The organism is Cyclobacterium xiamenense (assembly GCF_900109255.1).
Classification (GTDB): domain Bacteria; phylum Bacteroidota; class Bacteroidia; order Cytophagales; family Cyclobacteriaceae; genus Cyclobacterium; species Cyclobacterium xiamenense.
In genome coordinates this window covers 168,942-191,650 of record NZ_FNZH01000004.1, presented here as the reverse complement: position 1 = coordinate 191,650, position 22,709 = coordinate 168,942, and the positions used below count along the sequence as shown (strand labels likewise).

General features: G+C 48.2%; 20 protein-coding genes and 3 tRNA genes. 5 read left to right on the top strand and 18 right to left on the bottom strand.

The window, feature by feature from the left end; translation table 11 throughout:
- Positions 1 to 8: 8 nt before the first annotated feature.
- A tRNA-Gln gene (locus BMW71_RS14320) sits at positions 9 to 81 on the top strand.
- 670 nt (positions 82 to 751) lie between these two features.
- On the opposite strand, the gene tnpA is transcribed toward BMW71_RS14320, so the two are convergent.
- Positions 752 to 1,213, bottom strand: a complete 462-nt coding sequence (gene tnpA, locus BMW71_RS14315) for an IS200/IS605 family transposase (protein WP_092175334.1) — start codon at positions 1,211 to 1,213, stop codon at positions 752 to 754.
- A 929-nt stretch (positions 1,214 to 2,142) separates the two neighbouring features.
- Positions 2,143 to 3,804, bottom strand: coding sequence for a gamma-glutamyltransferase (gene ggt / locus BMW71_RS14310; protein ID WP_092175331.1), 1,662 nt, complete (start codon positions 3,802 to 3,804; stop codon positions 2,143 to 2,145).
- A 109-nt stretch (positions 3,805 to 3,913) separates the two neighbouring features.
- Here ggt and BMW71_RS23725 point away from each other — a divergent pair, with 109 nt between their 5' ends.
- Complete coding sequence (locus tag BMW71_RS23725; RefSeq protein ID WP_177179651.1) at positions 3,914 to 4,078, top strand: hypothetical protein; 165 nt, start codon at positions 3,914 to 3,916, stop codon at positions 4,076 to 4,078.
- A 258-nt stretch (positions 4,079 to 4,336) separates the two neighbouring features.
- On the opposite strand, the gene BMW71_RS14305 is transcribed toward BMW71_RS23725, so the two are convergent.
- Both BMW71_RS14305 and BMW71_RS14300 read right to left on the bottom strand, forming a co-directional pair.
- Positions 4,337 to 5,662, bottom strand: coding sequence for an amidohydrolase family protein (locus BMW71_RS14305; protein ID WP_177179650.1), 1,326 nt, complete (start codon positions 5,660 to 5,662; stop codon positions 4,337 to 4,339).
- 151 nt (positions 5,663 to 5,813) lie between these two features.
- A complete protein-coding gene (locus BMW71_RS14300) occupies positions 5,814 to 7,112 on the bottom strand; it encodes a glycoside hydrolase family protein (protein ID WP_244891178.1) in 1,299 nt (432 codons plus the stop codon).
- Between the two features lie 325 nt (positions 7,113 to 7,437).
- Here BMW71_RS14300 and BMW71_RS14290 point away from each other — a divergent pair, with 325 nt between their 5' ends.
- A complete protein-coding gene (locus BMW71_RS14290) occupies positions 7,438 to 8,142 on the top strand; it encodes a TVP38/TMEM64 family protein (RefSeq protein WP_092175323.1) in 705 nt (234 codons plus the stop codon).
- 154 nt (positions 8,143 to 8,296) lie between these two features.
- On the opposite strand, the gene BMW71_RS14285 is transcribed toward BMW71_RS14290, so the two are convergent.
- From BMW71_RS14285 to BMW71_RS14275, 3 genes are all read right to left on the bottom strand, one after another.
- Positions 8,297 to 8,369: transfer RNA gene (locus BMW71_RS14285), tRNA-Thr, on the bottom strand.
- A gap of 148 nt (positions 8,370 to 8,517) precedes the next feature.
- On the bottom strand, positions 8,518 to 10,683 hold the full coding sequence (locus BMW71_RS14280) for a DUF349 domain-containing protein (protein WP_092175320.1): 2,166 nt from the start codon (positions 10,681 to 10,683) through the stop codon (positions 8,518 to 8,520).
- Between the two features lie 58 nt (positions 10,684 to 10,741).
- Positions 10,742 to 11,311 (bottom strand): YqgE/AlgH family protein, encoded by a 570-nt coding sequence (locus tag BMW71_RS14275; RefSeq protein WP_092175318.1) that lies wholly within the window; start codon positions 11,309 to 11,311, stop codon positions 10,742 to 10,744.
- A gap of 97 nt (positions 11,312 to 11,408) precedes the next feature.
- Here BMW71_RS14275 and pdxH point away from each other — a divergent pair, with 97 nt between their 5' ends.
- Entirely contained in the window at positions 11,409 to 12,047 is a 639-nt protein-coding gene (gene pdxH, locus BMW71_RS14270; RefSeq protein WP_092175315.1) for a pyridoxamine 5'-phosphate oxidase, read from the top strand.
- Positions 12,048 to 12,220: 173 nt separating this feature from the next.
- On the opposite strand, the gene bshB1 is transcribed toward pdxH, so the two are convergent.
- From bshB1 to BMW71_RS14230, 8 genes are all read right to left on the bottom strand, one after another.
- The gene (gene bshB1, locus BMW71_RS14265; protein WP_092175312.1) at positions 12,221 to 12,937 is read right to left on the bottom strand and encodes a bacillithiol biosynthesis deacetylase BshB1; all 717 of its coding nucleotides are present in this window, start codon (positions 12,935 to 12,937) and stop codon (positions 12,221 to 12,223) included.
- A gap of 27 nt (positions 12,938 to 12,964) precedes the next feature.
- On the bottom strand, positions 12,965 to 13,996 hold the full coding sequence (locus BMW71_RS14260; RefSeq protein ID WP_092175310.1) for a M23 family metallopeptidase: 1,032 nt from the start codon (positions 13,994 to 13,996) through the stop codon (positions 12,965 to 12,967).
- A 12-nt stretch (positions 13,997 to 14,008) separates the two neighbouring features.
- Entirely contained in the window at positions 14,009 to 14,947 is a 939-nt protein-coding gene (gene trxB, locus BMW71_RS14255) for a thioredoxin-disulfide reductase (RefSeq protein ID WP_092175307.1), read from the bottom strand.
- A gap of 157 nt (positions 14,948 to 15,104) precedes the next feature.
- Complete coding sequence (locus BMW71_RS14250) at positions 15,105 to 15,968, bottom strand: sigma-70 family RNA polymerase sigma factor (RefSeq protein ID WP_010853621.1); 864 nt, start codon at positions 15,966 to 15,968, stop codon at positions 15,105 to 15,107.
- A 99-nt stretch (positions 15,969 to 16,067) separates the two neighbouring features.
- Positions 16,068 to 18,203 (bottom strand): polyribonucleotide nucleotidyltransferase, encoded by a 2,136-nt coding sequence (gene pnp / locus BMW71_RS14245; protein ID WP_092175305.1) that lies wholly within the window; start codon positions 18,201 to 18,203, stop codon positions 16,068 to 16,070.
- 101 nt (positions 18,204 to 18,304) lie between these two features.
- Entirely contained in the window at positions 18,305 to 18,580 is a 276-nt protein-coding gene (gene rpsO, locus BMW71_RS14240) for a 30S ribosomal protein S15 (RefSeq protein WP_092175303.1), read from the bottom strand.
- Between the two features lie 63 nt (positions 18,581 to 18,643).
- Positions 18,644 to 20,503 carry an LptF/LptG family permease gene (locus BMW71_RS14235; protein WP_092175301.1) on the bottom strand — a complete coding sequence of 620 codons (1,860 nt, stop codon included), beginning with the start codon at positions 20,501 to 20,503 and terminating at the stop codon, positions 18,644 to 18,646.
- Positions 20,504 to 20,575: 72 nt separating this feature from the next.
- A complete protein-coding gene (locus BMW71_RS14230; RefSeq protein ID WP_092176064.1) occupies positions 20,576 to 20,977 on the bottom strand; it encodes an START-like domain-containing protein in 402 nt (133 codons plus the stop codon).
- A gap of 91 nt (positions 20,978 to 21,068) precedes the next feature.
- Here BMW71_RS14230 and BMW71_RS14225 point away from each other — a divergent pair.
- A tRNA-Met gene (locus BMW71_RS14225) sits at positions 21,069 to 21,142 on the top strand.
- Positions 21,143 to 21,455: 313 nt separating this feature from the next.
- Here BMW71_RS14225 and rplT read toward each other — a convergent pair.
- The 3 genes from rplT to infC all read right to left on the bottom strand — a co-directional run bounded on the left by rplT (position 21,456) and on the right by infC (position 22,668).
- Positions 21,456 to 21,800, bottom strand: coding sequence for a 50S ribosomal protein L20 (gene rplT, locus BMW71_RS14220; protein ID WP_092175298.1), 345 nt, complete (start codon positions 21,798 to 21,800; stop codon positions 21,456 to 21,458).
- 99 nt (positions 21,801 to 21,899) lie between these two features.
- Positions 21,900 to 22,094 (bottom strand): 50S ribosomal protein L35, encoded by a 195-nt coding sequence (gene rpmI / locus BMW71_RS14215; protein ID WP_092175295.1) that lies wholly within the window; start codon positions 22,092 to 22,094, stop codon positions 21,900 to 21,902.
- Between the two features lie 22 nt (positions 22,095 to 22,116).
- The gene (infC, locus tag BMW71_RS14210) at positions 22,117 to 22,668 is read right to left on the bottom strand and encodes a translation initiation factor IF-3 (protein ID WP_092175293.1); all 552 of its coding nucleotides are present in this window, start codon (positions 22,666 to 22,668) and stop codon (positions 22,117 to 22,119) included.
- Between the last annotated feature and the right edge of the window lie 41 nt (positions 22,669 to 22,709).

Sequence of the window (22,709 nt, the reverse complement as noted above, 5' to 3'; positions counted from 1 at the left end):
GTCTTTTTTGGCCGATGGTGTAACTGGCAACACGTCTGATTTTGGTTCAGAAGAGTCCAGGTTCGAGCCCTGGTCGGCCAACGGTGTGCCGGCCCTATGGAGGAGATATCCTCGATTGGGTCGGTTTTTTTTTGTAGTTTTCGTAGGAATGGGTCTCTCTCTCTCTCTGAGCTGTCGGAAAAACTGTTTTTGTGGCAGAACGCGCGGAGCAGGCTCAATTCACAGACAAGTTTTCTGACTTTTGGAGATCCAAAGGGGGCGAACCTTATTGGAATCATTACATTTTATTCCAAATCATTTTGTCATCCCTTCGGAATTGAATGTATGGGTTGATTATTCCATGCCGCAGCGAACTCCTGTACGATTATTTTGTCCATTTTTAATCCCCTGTACTGCGGGGAGCTATATCACCCCGCCGGGGTTTTGGTGATTAGGAAATCGTCCCCTTGCTATAATACTGTCATCCCTTCGGGATTTAACCGATGGACTGATCGTTAATCATAGGTTTCATCCCTTCGGGATTCGGATACGCCATTTATCAGAACACTCAATCGTAGCATGGGGGATTCGATTTCTCTGCAGGACTGATACTCCTTTCGGATACCCATGCTCGTATCAAAAGCCAAGCAGATCAATTAGGGAAATGGGACAAAACCTTACCTGTAACATAATCTCCTCAATCCCGAGAGGACGCAAGGATCATTGCCGATAAACATCCTATTCAGCTTAAGCCCCGAAAGGGGTAATACCATCAATCCAGCCATTCAAACAAATACTTCTCCTGGTATTCAATTTCAAATTTTTGAAGAAACTCAATGTATTCTTCTTTAAATGTTTTCTTTCTGTGGTGATTTTCCTGGTTTGCTATGTATTGATAAACGGTGTCCAGTTGAGAATGGGAATGGGAAAATGCGCCATATCCTTCTTGCCAGGAAAATTTACTTTTCAAAAAATTTCGTTCGTTGATAAAATTAGAGGAATTATTTTTGATGTCTCTGACCAAATCCGAAATGCTGACCACTGGTTTTAATCCTACAAAAACATGGACGTGATCAGATACTCCATTTACGATGATCGGTTTCTGCTTTTTCCCTTTTATAATACCTGCTATGTACTTAAATACTTCCTCACGCCAGGGCTTTTCTAACAAATTTTCCCTGCGCTCTACAGCGAAAACATAGTGGATATAAATTTGAGAGAAGGTACCTGCCATGATTTTTGAAATTAATTAACTTGTGAATAACAATAATGAGCTAATAAACGAATATTCTCGATCCTTGAAACACAAGGGTATATGTGACCGCTTTAAATTTCTATTTGTTAGCAACGCTACACTCCTGTCATTCCTTCCGTATCCGGGATAGTCGGTCCAATTGGGTGATTCATTTTTGGTATTGATGATGTCTTTCTTTTGGCTTTACACCTCACTCCTATCTGCAGGTTGTCACCTAGCGATTAATCAGGGTAACAAGAAAAAACTAATTTCCTTTTACCATCATTTTCATTTCAGGTAATCCCGAAGGGATGTAAGGATTATAGCCAATATAAAACCTATTCGATAAACCCCGTAGGGGTGACATTGCAAGGTTCCTCTACAAATACTTATCAATATAGTTTGATTTGGGTAAAAATCAAAGATATTTGACCACCTTTTACCGTCAAAAACTGTGTTCAGGATCATCGTGTGCCCAGCGCCACTACTGTAATTAATTGCGTATCAGGTGGGCTTTGATGGGGAAAGAGCAACTACGAGTGAAGGAGTGGGAAAGACGACGGGACATTCATGTTGTTGAGAGAAAAAAGGGATTGTTTTAGGGGTCTTCGTTACGAAGAAGGCACAAAAGAGCTATATCACCCCGCCGGGGTTTTGGTGATTAGGAAATCGTCCCCTTGCTATAATCAAGTCATCCCTTCGGGATTTAACCGATGGACTGATCGTTAATCATAGGTTTCATCCCTTCGGGATTCAGATACGCCATTTATCAGAACCCTCAATCGTAGCATGGGGGATTCGATTTCTCTGCAGGACTGATACTCCTTTCGGATACCCATGCTCGTGTCAAAAGCCAAGCAGATCAATTAGGGAAATGGATACATACGGAGTGGCCGTATTCTACGTACAAAAATCTTAGGATTACACCACTAATACCCCGCTGCTTGTCCATCCTTCCTGGATTCGGAAGCCCCGTAATACACCCCGTTTTTGCGCATAATGGCCTGGTAACCTCCAAAGATACCCTTTCCCATTCGCAAGGTATGCCCTTTGTCCATAAGGCTACGGATTACTTCGTAGTCAAAGCCGGATTCCAGATAGGTGCCGCCACTGGCGAGGTTCTCATCCCGGTGATAGATTCGCGGGGCGTCCCCGGCTTCCTGCAGGTTCATGTTAAAGTCGATGATATTCGTAATGATCTGCACGTGTCCCTGCGTTTGCATGTCTCCGCCCATCAGGCCGAAACTCATGAACGGTTGGTTGTCCTTCGTTACAAATGCCGGAATAATGGTATGAAACGGACGCTTGCCGGGTGCATAGGTGTTGATGTGCCCTTCTTCCAGAATAAAACCCGCGCCTCGGTTTTGCAGCACAAAGCCCAAGCCAGGCGGCACCACCCGGGAACCAAAAAGTGCCGAATTGCTTTGGATCAGCGAAACCATAGTACCCTCGCCATCCGCTACCGTCAGGTAGATCGTGTGGTCACCGGAGGTCAGCCCCTCTGTAAAACTTCCCGCCCGATCGGGATCGATCAATTGTCTACGCTCCACGGCATAATCTTCGGACAGCAACCGATCAATAGGAATGTTACCGAAATTGGGATCGCCATAGTAGGTCGTCATGTCCGCATAGGCCAACTTTTTGGCCTCTAAAAAGGTATGAATATGGTCGGCACTGCCATAGCCCATGCTGGCCAGGTCGAATCCTTTGAGGATATTCAACATCTGAAGTGCCGCCATTCCCTGACCATTGGGTGGCATTTCCCAAATAGCGTAGCCACGGTAGTTGATCGATACCGGATCCACCCATTCGGGCGCGTTGTTTGCCAGGTCTTCTGCGGTCAGGTAACCTCCTTCCGCCTGTACCTGGTCGGCGATCCTTTGGGCGATCTTTCCCCTGTAAAATCCGTCCCTCCCCTGTTTGGCGATGATTTCCAGGGTATTCGCCAGGTCTGGATTTGAAAACACCTCTCCTAAGCGCGGAAGCCGGCCTTCACTTGTATAGTACGTTTCCCTAAAAGATGGATTCCCAGGCCCCAAATTGACGGTCGAAAAATTATCCGATACTTCGGAAGAAACCGGAACACCTTCCCGGGCATAACGAATGGTGGGCTCCAGCAAGTCGGCAAATTCCAGCTGTCCAAATTTTTCGTGCAAGGCAAACCAGCCGCCCACCGCACCCGGCGTTGTCACCGAAAGCGCACCAGTCTTGTAGCTGTTGCCGGCATCGATTTCAGCCTTAAATTTGCCTACCGACAAACTGGCGGGTGACTTTCCGCTGGCGTTGATTCCATACAAGTCTTGTGTTTTCGCGTCCCAGACAATGGCAAATAAATCACCCCCAATGCCGTTGTTTCCCGGATCGGCAAATCCCAAAAAAGCGTTCGCTGCAATGGCTGCATCCACGGCTGTCCCTCCCCGCTTGAGTATGTCGATGGCAATCTGGGTGGCAAGCGGGTGGTTGGTGGCTGCCATTCCATTCCGGGCCAGTACTTCCGACCGGGTGGCAAAGGCCTTGCCCGACAACCTATCCTGGGCCTGCGATAGCTGGAGGGATGTCAGTAGTAAAAGGAGTGAAAAGAATGCTCTCATTTTGTCTGGTATTTAGTGGTACGGGTAAAAGGATGTAATAAGACCTTGATTTCCTCATCTGGCGAAACGAGCCTTTCCGGTTCTACTAAATCCGCAATCCGGAGATGGAATGGAACTGCCAGCAACTACCCCCATCGCGCCTCGAATCGAATCGGAAAGGGCAATGAGGCTTCCAGCAGCCTTGCCGGCGTTTAAGCTAGGAAAAAAAAGCCAAATCGTCACGAAAAAAGAGGGGAAAGTGCTCAACCGGGACAAGCCAATCGGTATGCGATAGGTGATTGAAGGATGTGGGGTGACTGCGCTCTTCGAAGGCCTGAAGTGGGGATGGATCGAAGGAAAAAGATTGACGGGAGATTGAAAAGGAAATTGAGGATTAAGGGTGGGGGTTGGCTATTTTTTGTATTCCGGATCGCTTTTGGTGGGGAAATCCGTAATCTTCGTGTTCTCTGTGGTCCGTTGGGTCTTCCCCACCTATCGGTCGGCAAGCGTGACAAAAATAGATTGCACTCCTTCGGGTTTCCCCCATCACCAACTACTCCACCACTTCCTCCCGATCCACCCATTCCCCGTTGAGCATGACTTTTTTGATGGCGTACATGGCTTTGATATCCACGGACGGATCCCCTTCCACCAGAATCAGATCAGCAAGTTTGCCGGGTTCAATACTGCCCAGGCGGTCCTGGGTGCGGAAATAACGGGCGTTATGGATGGTGCTGCTCGAAATGGCCTCCAGCGGCGTCATGCCGGCTGCAACCAATAACTCCATCTCCCGTTGGTAGGCAAGCCCCCGTTGGGCGTATTTGCCGGAATTATGGGAGCCGGTCACAATGGTGACCCCGGCTTGATGCGCCATTCCTACGAAATCCAGCATGTTCTTAAAGCCTTTGGCCTGGTATTCCTCGTCCCCGCTTTGCCTTTCAAAGGTGGTGAGCGTGGGAGATAATACCGCCTCGTGCTTAACGGCCAGGTCCAGTACCTCGCTCACGCGATCAGCGGACAAATCGATCTTCGACCAAAGCAGGTACCTGCCGTCTCTGCGGTAATCATTGTCTGCCTCAACGGCCTCCCGGAATTCCCTGGCATCCTCCGGGTCGGCCAGGGAGGTACCGTAGGAGGTGACGTGCTCGATCCCCTGAAGCCCGGCCCGAATCGCGTCGTCCGCATCCACGAGCTCCAAATGTGCCACTACGGGGATATGGTAAAAATCAGCCGTCTGAAGCACCGTTTCGTAATACTTCAAAGGAAGGCGGAAATAAATTTTAATACCCGACCCTCCCTCTGTCACGTAATCCCGAATCAACGTTCGGATATGATCGGTGCCCCGTATCAGCGAGGCCTGATCCCGGTAGACCCCCGGATAGCCGTCCAAATGGGCTCCGGTCAGGTAGACTCGGGGCATTTTTGCCTTAGCAAAATACAGGGACTGGTAAAACCGAAACGGATGACCTGGATCCCGGACAGTCGTCACCCCATTGGTAAGGATGGCATGCAATGCCTTGTTGTTGTTGACATTGTGCAAATGGGAATCGATCAGACCCGGAAGCAGACTCATGCCGGTGCCGTCGGTGATTTCCGCTCCTTCCGGCACGGTTACCTGATTGGCTGGGCCAGCTTGCAGGATGCGGTTGCTTTTGATCAGCACGACCGCATTTTCCAGTGGCTGCCCTCCCAGGCCATCTATCAGGCGCACGTTTACAATCGCGCTGACCTGATCGTCTGATGGCCCTTCGGGTGGGTTTACCTCCAAAAGGGAAGGGTTTTGCGCCAAAGCCAGATGAGTCAGACCTAAAAAACAGCCGACCAGCAATAAAACAAAACTGTTCGATAATACCACCGTTGTCTTTGATTTCACATTCATTTGAAAACTGGTTATGTTGGATCTCCTAAATGTATTCATCCTTTCCCAACAAAACAAGCAAGGGGAAGCGGCCCTCGACCCGAAATGGAGATCGGTACCCGTATCAATTCCATACTATCCTTCGATAAGCCACCGGTTCGAAACAAAATGCTCACCTGACCTTTAACCACGAGTTTTCGGTCACATTGCTGGTCTCCCGAGGGTCAACCTCATATATAGTGGCGCGCTCATTTACCCCGGTATACATGCCATTTAAAAAATGACATTTGGCTACTTTTGCCTGTATCCTTACCAGGGATTGGCCATTTCCCATGATGTTCATGGCCTGAATGGTATGAATTTTACCCGGTAGCGATTCTTCTCCATAGCCCCTCCCTCCAATCAGCAGGGCTTCATATCGATCCTCCATGGCTCTGAAAATCACCCCACTAATGTAGATTTGGTGGATTCCTGCCCGGTCGCTGCCCCGTATCGCAACCGCACGGTACCGGTTTTCACAGGAAATATTCGTAATCACCACTTGCTCGATATCGTCTTCCGGCCCGTGCCAGCGACTGGCTGTCACCATACTCCCATTGATATCTCCATTTTTCTTGGGAATATCCGGGGCGGTATCCAAATTAGAAAGCGCTATAAAATCATCTCCTGTTACACCGGAGACATGATCGATCCGAACGTTTTTACAACCCTGTCTCAGGTTAATCCCGTCCTTATTCGCCGTCATCCATTGCTTCCCATCCACGGTCACAAACTCTTCGTTAAAAATAGTCACATCGGATAGGTCTATTCCCACCGTTCGCTCAAAACTAACGGTCCAGCCATGGGCATTTTCAAAACGAACATTTTTTAGGCTGAAGTCCCGGACGTATCCGATCAACACCATGATGTTCCGCCAGTCACTGGTTTGCTTCAAACCAGGTTTTCCGGCATCACTTCCGTAACTTACCCGCCAATTTCCCTTTTCCTGCTCTGCTTGTGGATTCAGGCTTAGCGTCCTGGCACCGTCACCCGTTGCCCGGGGATTGACCGCCCCTTTCAATACCGCATTTCCAATTCCATAAATTCGTATGTTTTCGTTCCAAACCGGGTCAGTTATGCCTTCCCCAACATTGTCCGAACGGAACAGGTTGTCCCTGCTTGTATCAGAGAGTTGCAAGGTGCAATTGTCCAATATGAGCGTCATATTGCTGGGCAACAACAGGGCACTATCAATCATCCATACGGAGGTTCCATTGGCATTTTCCTTCGGAATGCGTACCACGTGGACACGTTGCTTTGCGGCTTCTATGGCCTGGATAATGCGCTCGGTGTCCGTTCCTTCAAAGGCATTGGGGTTTACCGTTTGGGGTATCCCGGGTCCTCCACTGCCAAAAGCCAAGCTTTGGAACCCGAAAAGAAAAAACATAAGGCAGCCATACACTGTCCAACCAACATGGTTACGCGCTATCATAGGAAGTTACTTTTCGACAGAATAAAATTAACTTGGCTCATACGATCGTTCCGGAAATAAGGCGAACCTATACCGGATTTCCGTGAAGGCGGTATTTCTACAAGTAATCGAAAAATAGCCATCTTTGGGGGATAATAAAAATCTGCAATGGCCTGGCTGGAAAAAATAAGCTTCCGGAAAAAACAAAAGGCAATAGGTGGGAAAAGCAAATACATCCGGGCCGGCAGGCATGCTCGCAGAAATCTTCCTTTTTTTTTCTTAAAATGAGTACTTTCGGTACAATCTATGCTATTCCTAAACTGTTTTTATCGTTAACTCCTGATGCATGTCCAAAAATAAAGCGGCTGTTTGGCCCTACATTCTTTCCAGTATTTTTTTCGGAACGCTAATCGCTCTTTATTTCCTAAACGACTCGGTTCGGGTATTTTTTTCAGAGGCCTGGGAGGTGCTTCGCAGCAACGATGAGAAGACAATCTCCAATTGGGTGGATCAATTTGACTATTGGGGGCCGCTGGTCATCGTTACTGCCATGACCTTGCAGATGTTTCTGTTTGTGGTTCCCTCGTTCCTTCTGATGGTGGTAGCGGTCTTGGCGTACGGTCCCTGGGCCGGATCAGGAATTATATTTCTGGCTATTTTCACAGCCTCTACCATTGGGTACGGCCTTGGTTTTAGATTCGGCACGCCGGTTACGGACCGAATTCTGGGTAAAAAAACAGAAAAAAAGGTATCGGTTTTCCTGGAAAACTACGGCTTTTGGGCGGTGATTGTCACGCGAATTTCTCCCTTTTTATCGAACGACGCCATCAGCATCATTGCGGGTATGTTACGGATGGGCTACTGGCGGTTTATTGGCAGTACCCTGCTGGGAATCGCTCCGCTGACCCTGTTGACAGCCTTTTTGGGGGAAAATACCGAGCGCCTCAAAACCGGCCTTGTCTGGATCGGTATCGCCAGTCTCCTGGGCTTTATCGGCTATGTCTGGTGGGATCGAACGCGAAAAAAACGCAGCAACTCAGCCAATCGGTAAAAAGCCCAGCGTCCGCGCTTGGTAACGAAAAGGCAGGTTGAAATTGAATCGGGCTACCCTACACAAACTCTGTCTGCGTAGGGAAAAAGAAACCTTCGTACCTACCAAAGAAAAAAGCCACCATGAGGGATGCTTCATGAGTGGCTTTTTTTTGAGCCCCCTGCCGGGATCGAACCAGCGACCTACTGATTACAAGTCAGTTGCTCTACCAGCTGAGCTAAGGAGGCTTCGGAAAGCGTTTTTTTCAGCAATGACGGCACGAATAAATCGTTTACCGCCAAATGCGAGTGCAAATATAATTTTATACGCCTGGTAAATCAAAATTTCAGCAGGTATTTTTATACAAAAATAACTAGTCCACTCAAATTGAGCCCATTAAAATTCCCGGATAATGGATAGCTTTTTCTTTAGCTTATCCACTTCCTGCTCGGCCTTGTCGATTTTTTCCTCAAACTGATCTTTCAGCTTATCGGCGGTTTTGGATGCAGCAAAAAACTCCAGGTTGTTGCGCCAGAGGGTAATGTTGTTTTCCAAATCGGAAATTTGCTTGCGGATTCCGTGCTCCTTTTTGTTCAATACCCGGTTGCTATTCGGGTCGGATTGGAGCTTATTCAGATTGAGGCGAAACATAAAATCTTCCTTGTTCTCGCCTTCCAGGTCCAGCGTACCCAGATAGGTAGTTACTGCCTCGTTGAATTTGGATTGAATGTCCTTCATGTTTTTGCGGGGAACAAATCCGATTTCGTTAAATTCCTGAATCAGGGACTCCAATCCTTCCGGACTCGCTTCCCCGGGATTGGATGCTGCCGCTACGATGCGCTTACACACCTCCTCTTTGGCGGCCAGGTTTTCCTCAAAGCCCTTATTGGTCTCCTTGTTTGCATCCCGGCGATTGTTAAAAAACGTATCGCAGGCCTTTTTAAAGCGGGAGTACAGGTTATCTCGAAACTTTTCCGGAAGAGGTCCCAGTTCTTTCCATTCTTTCTGCAGTTGGATCAGGTGATTCGAGGTGGTTTTCCAATCGGTGCTCTCCCTATGGGATTCAGCTTCGGTAATGAGGGCCTCTGCTTTTTCCTTGTTTTCGTTCCGAATCTCGTCCAGTTCTTTAAAAAACTGGTTTTTGTGCTGAAAAAACTGCTTGAATAGTCCCCAAAAGGTTTTATTGATTTCCTTTCCGGATTCCCTGGGGACCGGACCGATGCTTTCCCATTCCTTCTGAAGGAGCAGGATTTCCTTGGTCTTGCTGTTCCAGTCCCTGATTTTCTCTGCTTTGAACGTACTGAATTCGGATAATTTTTCGATCAGCTTCTCCTTTAATTCCTGATTGGCCTTAAATACTTCCTTCTGACTGTCGTAGAAGGCCTTTCGCTTGTTGTATACCCCATCGGAGGCTGTTTTAAATCGGGTCCACAGGGCTTCCTGCTCTTCCCGGGGCACTGGGCCGATGTGTTTGAACTCCTCGTGCAGGTCGTTTAGGACGCGGATGGCCTCCTTGATGTCTTCCATCTCCGCCAATCCCTCTGCCTTTTCACAAAGTTCCAACTTGCTCTCGAGATTTTTCTTTCGGTCCAACTCCTTCAGCTCAAAATAAATGCTTCGGTTGTCGTAAAACCGATCCATCAGCGCGTTGTACGATGCCCAAAGATTTTTATTTTGGCTATGGGGTACGGGACCAATCTTTTTCCACTCGTCCTGTATCTTTTTGATCGTCTCGATGCTGTTGGTGGTCTCCTCCCCGTCTACCAGATTCCTCAACCGATCCAAAATGGCATTTTTATCCTGCGCATTTTTCTCTTTGGAGCGTTCAATGTCTTTTACATGCTGGTGTTTTTTATCCTTAAACTGCTGGTAGGTGGCAAAAAATTCACGGTCCTCGTCCGAACCCCGAAACTCAAACCCCTCTTCTTCTCCCCCGTCCTGGACAAACTGCTGCAGGGCCTGCTCCTTTTCTTTTGCGTAGTATTCCTCGTAATGGTTTTTTAACTCCTGGACAAGGGCATCCCGCTTGATGAAGTCCTGCTCCGAGGCAAACTCCTTCAGTGCTTTGAGTAATTGGGATTTACTGTATTGGTTAAAATCTACTTCGTCTTCGTGCTCCTCCTCTTGATGTTCCTCGGTATCCTCCGCTACTGCTTCCGTTGCCTTTTCCGGCTCGGCTTTCTCTGCGGCATCTACAAGGGATTGCTCGTTGGGCGCATCCGCGTTCGTTTCGGGCTTCTCTGGCGTTGCCGAGGCAAGCGGCATCGCTGCCTGAGATTCGGAACTTTCCGAAGCCTCCGGTTGCTCCGGCTTCTCCCCCGCCGGATCAACTTCCGCATCAGATTCCACACTCCCGGCCGTCGGGCTTTCCTGCTCCGGTACCTCGGGGGCTTTGGCCGTTTCTTGCTCCGCTGCGCTTGCTTCCGGTACCGCCTCTGCTTGTGGCTCCTTTGTGGTTTCTTCCTTTTTCACTTCCGTTGCATCCAAACCTGATTTTTGGCCATCCACCAAATTTTCAGTAACCTTATCCGATTTTTCGGACATTTCTTTATCCTTATCCATAATAGTAATGTATTCCTGAGTAAATCAATCCATACAAAACAAAAGTAGCAATTTTGGGCTAATTAAGTCTTGGGTCTATGGGATAATTTGCCAAAACCTGGAAATCGCCACCCATGTTTTTCAATATCACCCGCCAAAGATCGTCCGGTTCTGCCAAAAAAATATTACGGGCATAGGCATTGTCACAGACGATCCAGGTATTTTCCGTCAGTTCTTCTTTCAACTGACCACTCTCCCAACCGGAATATCCGATAAAAAACCGAAAGTCTGCCGTATTGACCATCCCTAGCCTGTGTTTTTCCATCAACTCGGTGAAGTCGCCGCCCCACCACAGGTTCTCCCCTACGGAAATGCTATCGGCCAGTACTTGTTCGCCCTGATAAATAAAATGCAGGGTATTTTGCTCTACAGGCCCCCCTACGTATACTTCTTTGTCCCGTAGCTCACAGCCATCGAGCAATTCATCCAATTTGAAGATGGAAAGCTTGTTAAGCACCAAACCAAAAGACCCCAATTCGTTGTTCTCACATAGCAATACCACCGAGCGAACGAAATTTTCGTCCTGAAGAAAGGGCTCCGAAATCAACAGACTCCCGGATTGAGGCGATATGTTTGGTACTGGCTGCATTAAAAATAGTGACAACGAGGCTTTAATTTAAAGTAAAAATTTTTAAATACAATATATTTGTAATCTTTAATTGATTTTCCTCGCTAAAATTGAAAAGATGAAACTCGCGGACATAAGAAAGGAATATTCCTCTAAAACGTTAGATATTAAGGGGATGAAAGCCGATCCTTTGGAACAATTCAAGCTGTGGCTTTCAGAAGCCATTAGCGCTCAGGCAAACGAACCGACCGCCATGCACCTGAGCACGGTAGACGCTGACCTGAAGCCCGATGGGCGGATTGTGCTATTAAAAGGAGTGGAAGAGGGGTTCGTCTTTTTTACCAATTACAGCAGTACCAAAGGCAAACAGCTGGAAAGGCATCCGGTTGCCGCGCTGACTTTCTTCTGGCCGGAACTGGAACGGCAGGTACGCGTCGCCGGGAAGGTAGTGAAGGCAAGTAGGGCCGAATCGGACGATTACTACCTAAGCCGGCCTCCAGAAAGCCAGGTAGGCGCATGGGTCAGTCCCCAAAGCCAGGTCATTCCCGATCGGGCTTACCTGGAAAAAGAATTAGCGGCAGCGGTAAAGCGATTTCAAACGGAGCCCCTCAACCGACCCGAACATTGGGGTGGTTTCCGGCTTGTTCCCGAATCCATGGAATTCTGGCAGGGCAGACCTGCGCGGCTGCATGACCGGATTCGCTACACGCTTTCGCCCACTGAGAGTCTTTGGAAAATGGAACGGTTGGCGCCCTAGGTATCCGGACAGATTGACCATACGGCAGGCAGTTGGCGCCGCTTTGGTTCAATGCATCAGGAACGAAGAGCCGATACCATGTCCACTGTCCTGGCTCGTTGGAAATGTCAACTACATCCAGGGTTTGGAAAGCCATTCCTCGCTCTTGCGTCAAATGACACAATCCCGGTAGTTTACACTAAATCAAACAGATCGCGAATGCCCGGTACGCGCTCCACGGTAAAGCCTTCCCCGTATTTCACGTTGATTTTGTGGCCCATTTCCCGGCTTCTCGCTTCGATAAAGTCCAAAAAGTCCGGTCGCGAGATAAAACTCTCCGGCTCCCGGGAATCGGGATTGTAAAATTGGGATTGAAACGCCAGGATGCTGTTTATTTTGACTTGCCAGTGGTCAGAGATATCGACTACCAGGTCCGGCTCGATGTAGTTGTTCTGAATGTAGTGGTACACGTATTTTGGTCGCCAGGCTTCCTGCGGCTTTCCGTCTTTTTCGGTCTCCAGCTTTCGCAATCCACTCACGAAGCAGGCATGGGAAGCCAGGCTTCCCCCTTTTCCATGGTCCGGATGTCGGTCACTGACGGCATTGGCCAGCACGATTTCCGGACGATAGGCCCGCAACACCCGGGCGATGGCCACCTGATGCTCCTCGTCATCAGCAAAAAAAACGTCCCGAAACCCGAGGTTTTCGCGTACGCTCACGTTCAACAGTTCTCCCGCTTTACCCGCTTCCTGAAGCCGAAGTTCAGGAGTGCCCCGCGTACCCATTTCACCCTGCGTAAGATCCAAAATACCCACTTTGTAGCCTTTTGCTACGTGCGCGGCCAGGGTGCCGCTGCAGGAAAGCTCCACGTCATCGGGGTGTGCCGCTATGGCCAAAATATCCAGTTTCATCGTTATCGGTTTCGTAAACGTCTCGTATTATTGTATCTGTAATCGCTGTCCAATTCGTAAAATGGAGCGGGTGCTGATGCCATTCAGCCGGGTAATCTGACTCATGCGAACCCCGTACCTCCGCGCGATTACCGATAGGTTTTCGCCGGACCTTACCCGGTGGTAGATCGCCTCGCGCAATCGGATCTCGTGTTCAAAACTTGTAGCTGTCAGCATAAATACCGGCGACTTGATTCGACCAATTTCAAAATCAAAGAGCTCGGTGGGATCGATCGAAAGCCCCCGGTACCGCACTTCGAAATGCAGGTGCGGGCCGGTACTTCTCCCCGTATTTCCTCCCAGCCCCAAAATTTCTCCGGCCCGGATTTCCTGCCCTACCACTACATGCACTTTTGACAGGTGACCATAGAGCGTTTCCAGGCCATTTCGATGTCGGATGACTACGTAATGTCCGTACCCGTACCGCTCATACGATCGAACGCGCACAATGCCGTCGAATACAGCCTTGACTGGATCCCCTACCGCCAATTTTAAATCGGTACCGTGATGCCAGCGGTACCACCTTCTGCCGAAAGGCGAGTTGATTTCGGTATTTTCCACCGGAACACTCCAATTGGATCCAAGATACGGATCGTACAGCACCACCGATAGCGTATCGGTAAACTCCCTGGGATCGAAATCGTAGCTATTCACCTTTTTGCTATCCCATAAGCCGTAATACTCGTGGGCGGTAATCCAGATGCTATCTATCAACACTTTCTCCGCCACTTCCACGAGAATGTTAGTGGGTGCCCAAATCGCGTATAAGGTCGCTTCACTGACCAGAGAAAGCCGCTTTTTCAAATCGATTCCTTCCTCAAAGATCAGGGTATTGGTCAGTTCCGAAAGGTCCTCCCGGTACCTATCGGCATCAAAAATCTGTAACTCATCCGGCGAAATGATTCGCTGCTCAAGCCGACTAGCGCCTTTATTGCGACGCTTTTTCTCCTGTGCCAGGTTTTTGAAAGACAGCAACAAACAAAAAACCAGCAAAGGAATCCATCGTTCGGGTTGCCTCATGGAAAACCCGGACTATTCTTCCGCAGACAAAAACCTTTCGGCATCCAGAGCGGCCATGCAGCCCGTTCCTGCCGCCGTGACTGCCTGCCGGTATTCGTGGTCTTGCGCATCCCCGCATGCGAAAACGCCGGGAATATTGGTTCGCGTGGTTCCCGGTACGGTCTGTATGTATCCATTGGCATCCATGTCTACCAAGCCTTCAAAGATGGCCGTGTTGGGTTGATGCCCGATGGCTACGAAAAAGGCCTCTACATCCAATACCTTTTCCTCGCCAGTTTGATTACTTTTTACCCGAGCACCGGTCACTTCCTCTTCACCTAGTATTTCTTCCGTTTCGTGGTTCCACAATATTTCGATCTTCGGATTGTTCATCACCCGCTTTTGCATGATCTGTGAAGCCCGTAATTCATCCCGACGTACGAGCATGTACACCTTTTTACAGATATTGGCCAGGTAACTGGCTTCCTCACATGCGGTATCTCCTCCTCCCACAATGGCTACTTCTTTCCCACGAAAAAAGAACCCATCGCAAACGGCACAGGCGGACACCCCTTTTCCATTCAAGCGGGTTTCGCTCTCAATCCCCAGCCACTTAGCGGAGGCCCCGGTAGAAATGATAAGGGTATCGGCAATCAGGGATTTGCTATCGTCGATCGTGGCAGTAAATGGTCGCTTGCTCACATCGACAGCCGTTACCACGCCGTACCGAACCTGTGTGCCGAAACGTTCGGCCTGCTTTCGGAAATCCTCCATCATCTGAGGTCCCACTACTCCATCCGGATAACCCGGGTAATTTTCTACATCATTGGTGATGGTAAGCTGACCACCGGGTTGGGCACCGGTATACAGTACCGGTGACAGGCCTGCTCTGGAAGCATAAATTGCCGCTGTATAGCCGGCAGGACCGGAACCGATTATAAGCACTTTTACACGTTCAATCTCCTGATTCATTGTTCAATGGGTTTTTAACTAAATGCTGTACACAGCCTATGTTGGATTGATAACAAAATATAAATACAAAAAAGTTTAAGTTTCCTTATAAAATTTCTTTTTTATACAAAAAAAGGGCAAAGAGCCCTTTTTATATCCATGTTTTACCGGAGCTGCCTTATCCCAGGTAGGGCTTCAGCGTTTTGCTACGGCTGGTATGTCTCAATCTTCGGATTGCTTTTTCCTTAATCTGCCGAACCCGCTCACGGGTAAGGTTGAATTTTTCACCAATCTCTTCCAGAGTCATGGCGTGTTCTCCATTCAGCCCGAAGTACAGGGTGATCACATCGGCCTCTCGTTGAGTGAGGGTAGAAAGCGCGCGTTGCACTTCTTTCCTGAGCGAATCGTTCATCAACCCATCATCGGGCTTGGTCTCCCCGTCGTTTTCCAACACGTCCAACAGGCTGTTTTCTTCTCCCTGAACAAACGGTGCATCCATGGATACGTGTCGGCCGGAGATCTTCATGGTATCCACTACCTCGCCGGCCGTAACTTCGAGTACCTCTGCCAGCTCTTCGGGAGAAGGCTCCCGTTCAAACTTTTGTTCCAGCTCCGAAAACGTCTTGCTGATTTTGTTCAGCGAGCCGACCCGGTTTAGCGGCAAGCGCACGATTCGCGATTGCTCGGCCAAGGCCTGTAGGATGGACTGTCGGATCCACCAAACGGCGTAGGAAATAAATTTAAATCCCCTGGTTTCATCGAAGCGTTGAGCGGCCTTGATCAGCCCCAGATTTCCTTCGTTGATCAGATCACCCAGAGACAATCCCTGGTTTTGGTATTGTTTGGCAACAGAAACAACAAAACGGAGATTGGCTTTGGTTAATTTCTCCAGGGCCAGTTGGTCCCCTTCACGGATTCTTTTGGCCAAAACCACCTCTTCGTCTGCTGTCAATAGATCTACCTTACCTATCTCTTGAAGGTATTTATCAAGAGACTGACTCTCCCGGTTGGTAATCTGTTTACTGATTTTAAGCTGCCTCATTCAATTTTGTCTATTATTTTTAATGCAATCATAACAGAAGTTTCCTGAAAATAAGTTCAATTATGGGGAATTGTTCCATATTTTCAGGAAACATTCAGCTTATTTTTCTTTTCTTTCCGGCTTGGGCAATAAGGCTTTCCTGGAAAGCTTGTATTTCCCTGTCTTCTTGTCGACGTCGATTAGTTTCACAGCAATTTCCTCGCCAGATTCCAGCACGCCATCCATGGACTCCAGTCGCTCCCATTTGATTTCGGAGATGTGCAGCAGCCCGTCTTTGCCGGGCATAAACTCAACAAATGCTCCAAAAGGCATGATATTTTTCACTTTTCCGGTATATACCTCGCCGATTTCCGGTTGGGCTACAATCGCCTTGATACGTGCGACGGCTCCGTCCATGGAATCTTGATTATTGGAGAAAACGTTAATTTTACCCACATTATCCACTTCTTCGATAATGATGGTAGCACCCGTATCTTTCTGGATTTCCTGAATCACTTTTCCACCTGGACCAATGACTGCTCCAATAAGCTCCTTGGGTATTTGCATGTTAAAGGATCTTGGCGCATGGGGTTTGAACTCCGGCCTTGGGGCAGCGAGTGTCTTATTGATCTCATCCAGGATGTGAAGTCTTCCCTTTCTGGCCTGATACAGGGCTTCCTTCAATACTTCGTAATCGAGCCCTTCTACTTTCAGGTCCATTTGGCAAGCGGTGATGCCTTTGGCGGTACCGGTTACTTTAAAATCCATGTCACCGAGGTGATCCTCATCGCCCAAGATATCGGATAGGATGGTATAGTTCCCGGTTTTGGCATCGGAAATCATCCCCATCGCAATCCCTGTCACGGGTGCTTTGATGGAAATACCCGCATCCATCAAGGCTAGCGAGCCGGCGCAAACCGTCGCCATGGAAGAGGACCCGTTGGATTCCAGAATATCCGATACGATGCGGATGGTGTAGGGGTTTTCGGCCTCGGGAGGCAGCACTTTTTTCAGTGCCCGCATCGCCAGGTTACCGTGCCCTACTTCCCGTCTACCGGGACCGCGGTTGATTTTTACTTCTCCCGTGGAAAACCCGGGGAAATTGTAGTGCAAGTAAAACTTGTTGTACCCCGAAAGTACGGCCCCATCGACCATTTGTTCGTCCAGTTTGGTACCCAGGGTACAGGTGGTGATGGACTGGGTTTCTCCCCGGGTAAAAATGGCCGATCCATGCGCAGATGGCAGGTAATCTACCACCGACCAAATGGGTCGCACCTCATCCGGATTTCTACCGTCCAAACGCTTCTTCTCGTTTAAGGTGAAATTTCTGGCGGCTTCCTTATGGATTTTGCCAAAATAACGTCCAATGAGGGACTCGTCGTATTCGTGCTCTTCACCCAAACTCTCCACAAAGCCTTCTTTGATGGCCTTGGTGAGGTCGGAACGCTCCTGCTTGTTGGCAATCTGACGACTCACGACTTCGTACAAGCTATCGTACAACTCGGACTTCATTTTTTCAAAAAGCGCCTCGTCGTTTACTTCGTGGCTGTATTCCCGCTTTTGCTCTTTTCCGACCGCCTTGGTGAGCTCTTTCTGCACCTGGCAGTGCCGCTTCAGCTCCTCGTGGGCAAATTGAAGCGCTTCTACCATTTCGTCCTCCGAAATCTCGTCGCCTTCGCCTTCCACCATCAGGATAAACTCCTCCGAGCCGGCTACGATCAATTCCATGCTGGCTTTTTGCAGATCGGAAGGCTTGGGATTGATGCAGAGTTTGCCATCAATCTTGGCTACACGAACCTCCGATATGGGGCCATTAAAGGGGATATCGGACACCGCGAGGGCGGCCGATGCGGCCAATCCGGCCAGGCAATCCGGCAGGATGTCTTCGTCTGATGACATGAGGGTGATGCTGATATTGGTATCGGCATGGTAGTCGTCCGGAAAAATCGGACGTATGGCACGGTCTACCATTCGGCTGATCAGGATTTCGTAATCGGACAGCCTTCCCTCTCTTTTCAGAAATCCGCCGGGAATCTTCCCGGATGCTGCAAATTTTTCCTGATAATCTACGGACATGGGCAGAAAATCCACACCCTCTCCGGCTTCTTTTTTGGTAACTACGGTGGCCAATAAGATGGCTTTACCCATACGAACCACCACGGCTCCATCGGCCTGTTTGGCCAGGGCACCCGTTTCCAGGATGATCTCCCTGCCGTCTTCCAGGGTGATGGTTTTTGAAATTACATTTGGTAACATAAATTTTTGATTCGGTAACGTGTATAGTTGTAAAAGTAAGGCTTAATACTAGGAGGTAGCAAAAAAGTAAGGTTCCCTGAAATAGGGAACCCCACGTGTTGTTATTTACGGATACCCAGGTCTGCAATAACAGCCCTGTAGCGTTCGATGTCGATCTTCACCAGGTAATTCAGCAGACGCCGTCGCTTACCTACCAACTTCAAAAGTCCTTTTCGGGATGAATGATCTTTCTTGTTGGTCTTTAAATGTTCCGTCAGGTGCTTGATCCTGTAGGTAAACAGGGCAATTTGTGATTCGGGAGAACCCGTATCCACTTCTGACTTCAACCGACCATGATTCTTGAATAGTTCTACTTTTTCTTCTTTCGCTAAATACATGCTTAGTCAAATATGATGGTAATTTTTTTAAAACAGAGACAAAGGTAGCTGTTTTATTCCAATTTATAAAATATCTTCTTTTAACTTTTTTTGTGGCCGAAACCGCCCGACCCCTTTTACCACTTTGTCCCAAATCCCCTGGTAAAAATCCAGTTCGAACAGGCGGGCATCCTTTCTCGCTTGTCGCAGAAAAAATAATCCAAAGGGTATCAGGGCTAAATTTGAAAAGAACGTCCCGAATAACGTATCCGACATGCCTTCCTTCGCCCACTTTTCGCCCGTTATCGTCAACATGTAATACATGATGAAGAAAATAATGGACAGAAGTACCGGCATGCCCAAGCCGCCTTTCTTGATAATGGCCCCCAAAGGCGCCCCTATCATAAACAAGACAAAGCAGGCCAGGGACTGGGTGTATTTTTGGTACCAGGCTACTTTAAATACCCGGTAATTACGTTCCACTTCTGCTATGCGGGCCTTGTTGGTGGTGAAGTTGTTTTTAATATTGCGGGCAGCGGTCAGTCCGACGGTAGCCTGCGAAGTCTGGTACCGCGGCGTGTTGCGCACGGAATCCAGTGTCTTTTGCTGCTCGGGGCTTAGGCTGACCACCGGTGCTGGACTGTTAGGCGTGCTTGCCGCGGCATTTTGGTTGATGCGCCGCAGGTCGGGTGCCTTAGCCCTGACACTACCGGCGGCGTTCGATGTATCGCTGCGAAGGGTATCTCCCTGGCCGGAACGGGCTAATTGACGCCGATTTTGGGTGGCCACCGTATCCGGGGCATTGCCTTGCTGCTCCATGGATGCGGTTACTTTTCTTTCGGGGCTCCTTTGTATCGCGGAACTGTCCCTTCCTGGCCTGGCAGACCGGGTAAGGGTTGCGGTCGTATCGGCGCTGGTGCGGGCAGTGTCGAGGGGTACGCCGTTTTCATTATTTTCGTTTTCCTCCTTGTATTTCAAATTCCGCAGGGAGTCGGATTCGTTTTTCTTATCCACAATCGCTTTCGGTGGATTTAACTCCCGGGTTCTGCCAAAATAATTGTAAGAAGCTTCGGTATTGGCAAAATTGAAAAAATACCAATGGTTCAATTCCCTGTCCATGGAGTCCAGATCCACCCGGATCTCGCCAATATTTTTGATGGATTTGCTATTGGACCAAAGATTTTCCGGTGTCCTTTTCATGTCAAACGCGTCCAGGCTAAACACCATTTGGTTGGTCTCAAACTGGGTTCTGCTAAAGGCAACCGGCTTGTCTTTGATACCACGCTGGCTTTGCCCCTCCTGATAGCTGTTGCCGTGGTACAGGGTCAGCATCATGTAACGCTCGTTAAAGAAGGGTTCCATCCGTCCGGAATCCGCCGTGATAAGGTGTAAGTTGCCTTGCCCCCGGGTATGGTCATATATCAGCACGTCTTCCAGCCGCACCTCATCCAGTTTTCGGTTTACCTTGATGCTGTAGTTAGGGATCCCGTTGTAAAAAACGCCCTCTTTAATATCCAGTGCGGGTGATTTCTTCCGGATGTCGTACAGCAGGCTAAAGGTTTTCAGGTTTACCCGAGGGACCAGGTAGTTATTCGACAAATAGGCAAAAACCGACAAGAACACCACAAATACCCCGATGGGAAGCATGGCCCGAAGCAACGAAATACCGCTGCTTTTTATAGCAGTTAGCTCAAAATGCTCGCCCAGGTTACCGAAGGTCATCAGGGAAGAAAGCAAGACCGCAAGGGGGAGCGCCATGGGAGAAATGCTGATCACAAAATAGCCGATTAACTCCATGTAGACCATAAAGGGAAGATCTTTCCCAAATATTTCGTCAAAATACTTGAGCATGTTTACCGTCAGCAGAATAAAATCCACCACGATAAAGGTCAACAAAAAGGGACCCAGGAAAGAACCCAGGATGAGTTTATCTAATTTTTTCATGAAACGCCTTACTTCCTTAAAGACGAAACAAAATTGAGCATATTATGTCACAAAAAAGAATAATTTTCCTGCTTATCCGCCGATAATTTCCTTCAGGCCGTTGATCAGGCCTTCCCAGATCGATCGCTGCTCTTGTTCGTCGTAGGCATCTCCGTATTCGATCACGCGTAGGTAAAAGGTTTGGGTAAGCTCGTTTTCCTCCAATTTAAACTCAATGAAGGGGTGGTCGGTATCCACTTCTTCCTCATCCGAGGGGTCAAAAAATTCGAACTTAACGTGATGGTTGATCCGCATGATCACCGGTCGTGCATAATGGTTTTCTCCGTCGTAAATGAAGTTGTATACCTTGTCCTCATTGATGACCACATCGTCTGCAAACCACTGTGCCAGCCCGCTAGCCGTACTTAAGTAGGGATAAATGATCTTTTTGGAAGTATTAATCTGGTAGTCTGAAACAAACTTAATTTTCTGCATGGCCATTCTGTTTCTGGTTGTAAAAAGTAATTTTTTTTAGGTATTCAATTTGCAATTCAAGGATTATCCTCACATATTTGCATTCCCTTTTGGCGAGGTAGCTCAGATGGTTAGAGCGCAGGATTCATAACCCTGAGGTCAGGGGTTCAACTCCCCTCCTCGCTACACACGATAGGTCTCTTCCAAGAGACCTTTTTTTATCTTGTCGATTACCGCAAGACAGGCAGGATAGTATCTTCTATTCCTTGTTGCAAAATTTCCCCGATTTCAATTTCTGCCATTTGGCTTTTCCCGGTTCCGTTCTGAACAGGGCTGGTTGGTTATGTTATACTGCCACTCGGTGTACGTAACCCGACACCCTCGCGACGTAAGGAAAAGTAATATACTGAAATTTTCAAAAAAGTAACGCTTCTTCGCAATAACCGGATACAAAAAAACCCTCGCATGAGGGTTTTTTTGTATCCGGTCAATACCTGATTTATTTTACTTTTTCCACCACTGCTTTGAAAGCCTCCGGGTGGTTCATGGCCAAATCGGCCAATACTTTTCTATTTAGGTCAATGCTGGATTTTTTAAGCATACCCATGAATTGGGAATAACTGATGCCGTACTGACGAGCACCTGCATTGATCCGCTGAATCCACAATGCGCGGAATTCTCTTTTCTTGACTTTTCTGTCCCTATAGGCGTATTGAAGTCCTTTTTCGTACTTGTTTTTAGCTACCGTCCAGACGTTTTTCCCTCTTCCAAAGTAGCCTTTGGTCGCTTTTAATACTTTTTTTCTTCTGGCTCTGGAAGCCACTGCATTTACCGATCTTGGCATGATTGTTTTCGTTTTTGGCCGTTGGCGCTCCCTGCTTTGGCAGGCAAGTCTTAGTCAACCAAAGGCCTGGTGTGAATTAAATAACCTGAATGGAATCGATTAGATTCGTAGCATTGCTTTTACCCGACCCTCGTCCGTTTCGTGAACGACACCCCACTTGGTAAGGTTTCGCTTCCTTTTGGTGGACTTTTTGGTCAGGATGTGGCTTTTGAATGCATGCTTTCTCCGGATTTTTCCGGTAGCAGAAAGCTTGAACCTTTTCTTTGCACTTGATTTGGTTTTTACTTTTGGCATTACCCTCTATCTATTAGTTAACTTATTTCTTTCCAGCTTTGGGAGAGACAAAGATATTCATTCGCTTGCCCTCCATCTTGGGAAGCTGCTCCACTTGCCCATAATCCTCCAGGGCCTGGGCAAATTTAAGCAGCAACATTTCTCCCCGCTCTTTAAACACAATGGTTCGTCCCACAAAATGCACGTAGGCTTTAACTTTAGCGCCATCCTTGAGGAAATTAATGGCGTGCTTTAGTTTAAAATCAAAATCGTGGTCGTCTGTATTGGGACCGAATCGTATTTCCTTAACTACTGTTTTTGCCGCATTGGACTTGATTTCTTTCTGCTTTTTCTTTTGTTCGTACTTGAACTTGGCATAATCAATCACCTTGCAAACAGGTGGGGCAGCGGAAGGAGAAATTTCCACGAGATCAAGACCATTTTCCTGGGCAAGTGCGATGGCCTTATCCGTCGCCATGACGGCATTTCCACCTTCTACAAAATCCCCCACAACCCTGACTTCCCTGGCCCGGATTTTTGAATTTACCCTATATGGTTCCTCTTGTCTCGGAGTATACGTTCTTTTTCCTCTCAAAATAGTTATGGTTGTTGTTTAAAGTTTGAATCTGCAAATAT

Excerpts from the sequence above, each read along its gene's own strand:
- pdxH (WP_092175315.1), top strand. The coding sequence starts at position 11,409 with ATGAAACTCGCGGACATAAGAAAGGAATATTCCTCTAAAACGTTAGAT.
- BMW71_RS14260 (WP_092175310.1), bottom strand. The coding sequence starts at position 13,996 with ATGAGGCAACCCGAACGATGGATTCCTTTGCTGGTTTTTTGTTTGTTG.
- BMW71_RS14280 (WP_092175320.1), bottom strand. The coding sequence starts at position 10,683 with ATGGATAAGGATAAAGAAATGTCCGAAAAATCGGATAAGGTTACTGAA.
- ggt (WP_092175331.1), bottom strand. The coding sequence starts at position 3,804 with ATGAGAGCATTCTTTTCACTCCTTTTACTACTGACATCCCTCCAGCTA.
- BMW71_RS14305 (WP_177179650.1), bottom strand. The coding sequence starts at position 5,662 with ATGAATGTGAAATCAAAGACAACGGTGGTATTATCGAACAGTTTTGTT.
- BMW71_RS14300 (WP_244891178.1), bottom strand. The coding sequence starts at position 7,112 with ATGATAGCGCGTAACCATGTTGGTTGGACAGTGTATGGCTGCCTTATG.
- rpsO (WP_092175303.1), bottom strand. The coding sequence starts at position 18,580 with ATGTATTTAGCGAAAGAAGAAAAAGTAGAACTATTCAAGAATCATGGT.
- trxB (WP_092175307.1), bottom strand. The coding sequence starts at position 14,947 with ATGAATCAGGAGATTGAACGTGTAAAAGTGCTTATAATCGGTTCCGGT.
- bshB1 (WP_092175312.1), bottom strand. The coding sequence starts at position 12,937 with ATGAAACTGGATATTTTGGCCATAGCGGCACACCCCGATGACGTGGAG.
- rpmI (WP_092175295.1), bottom strand. The coding sequence starts at position 22,094 with ATGCCAAAAGTAAAAACCAAATCAAGTGCAAAGAAAAGGTTCAAGCTT.
- BMW71_RS14250 (WP_010853621.1), bottom strand. The coding sequence starts at position 15,968 with ATGAGGCAGCTTAAAATCAGTAAACAGATTACCAACCGGGAGAGTCAG.
- BMW71_RS23725 (WP_177179651.1), top strand. The coding sequence starts at position 3,914 with ATGGAACTGCCAGCAACTACCCCCATCGCGCCTCGAATCGAATCGGAA.
- BMW71_RS14235 (WP_092175301.1), bottom strand. The coding sequence starts at position 20,503 with ATGAAAAAATTAGATAAACTCATCCTGGGTTCTTTCCTGGGTCCCTTT.
- BMW71_RS14275 (WP_092175318.1), bottom strand. The coding sequence starts at position 11,311 with ATGCAGCCAGTACCAAACATATCGCCTCAATCCGGGAGTCTGTTGATT.
- BMW71_RS14230 (WP_092176064.1), bottom strand. The coding sequence starts at position 20,977 with ATGCAGAAAATTAAGTTTGTTTCAGACTACCAGATTAATACTTCCAAA.
- pnp (WP_092175305.1), bottom strand. The coding sequence starts at position 18,203 with ATGTTACCAAATGTAATTTCAAAAACCATCACCCTGGAAGACGGCAGG.
- rplT (WP_092175298.1), bottom strand. The coding sequence starts at position 21,800 with ATGCCAAGATCGGTAAATGCAGTGGCTTCCAGAGCCAGAAGAAAAAAA.
- BMW71_RS14290 (WP_092175323.1), top strand. The coding sequence starts at position 7,438 with ATGTCCAAAAATAAAGCGGCTGTTTGGCCCTACATTCTTTCCAGTATT.
- tnpA (WP_092175334.1), bottom strand. The coding sequence starts at position 1,213 with ATGGCAGGTACCTTCTCTCAAATTTATATCCACTATGTTTTCGCTGTA.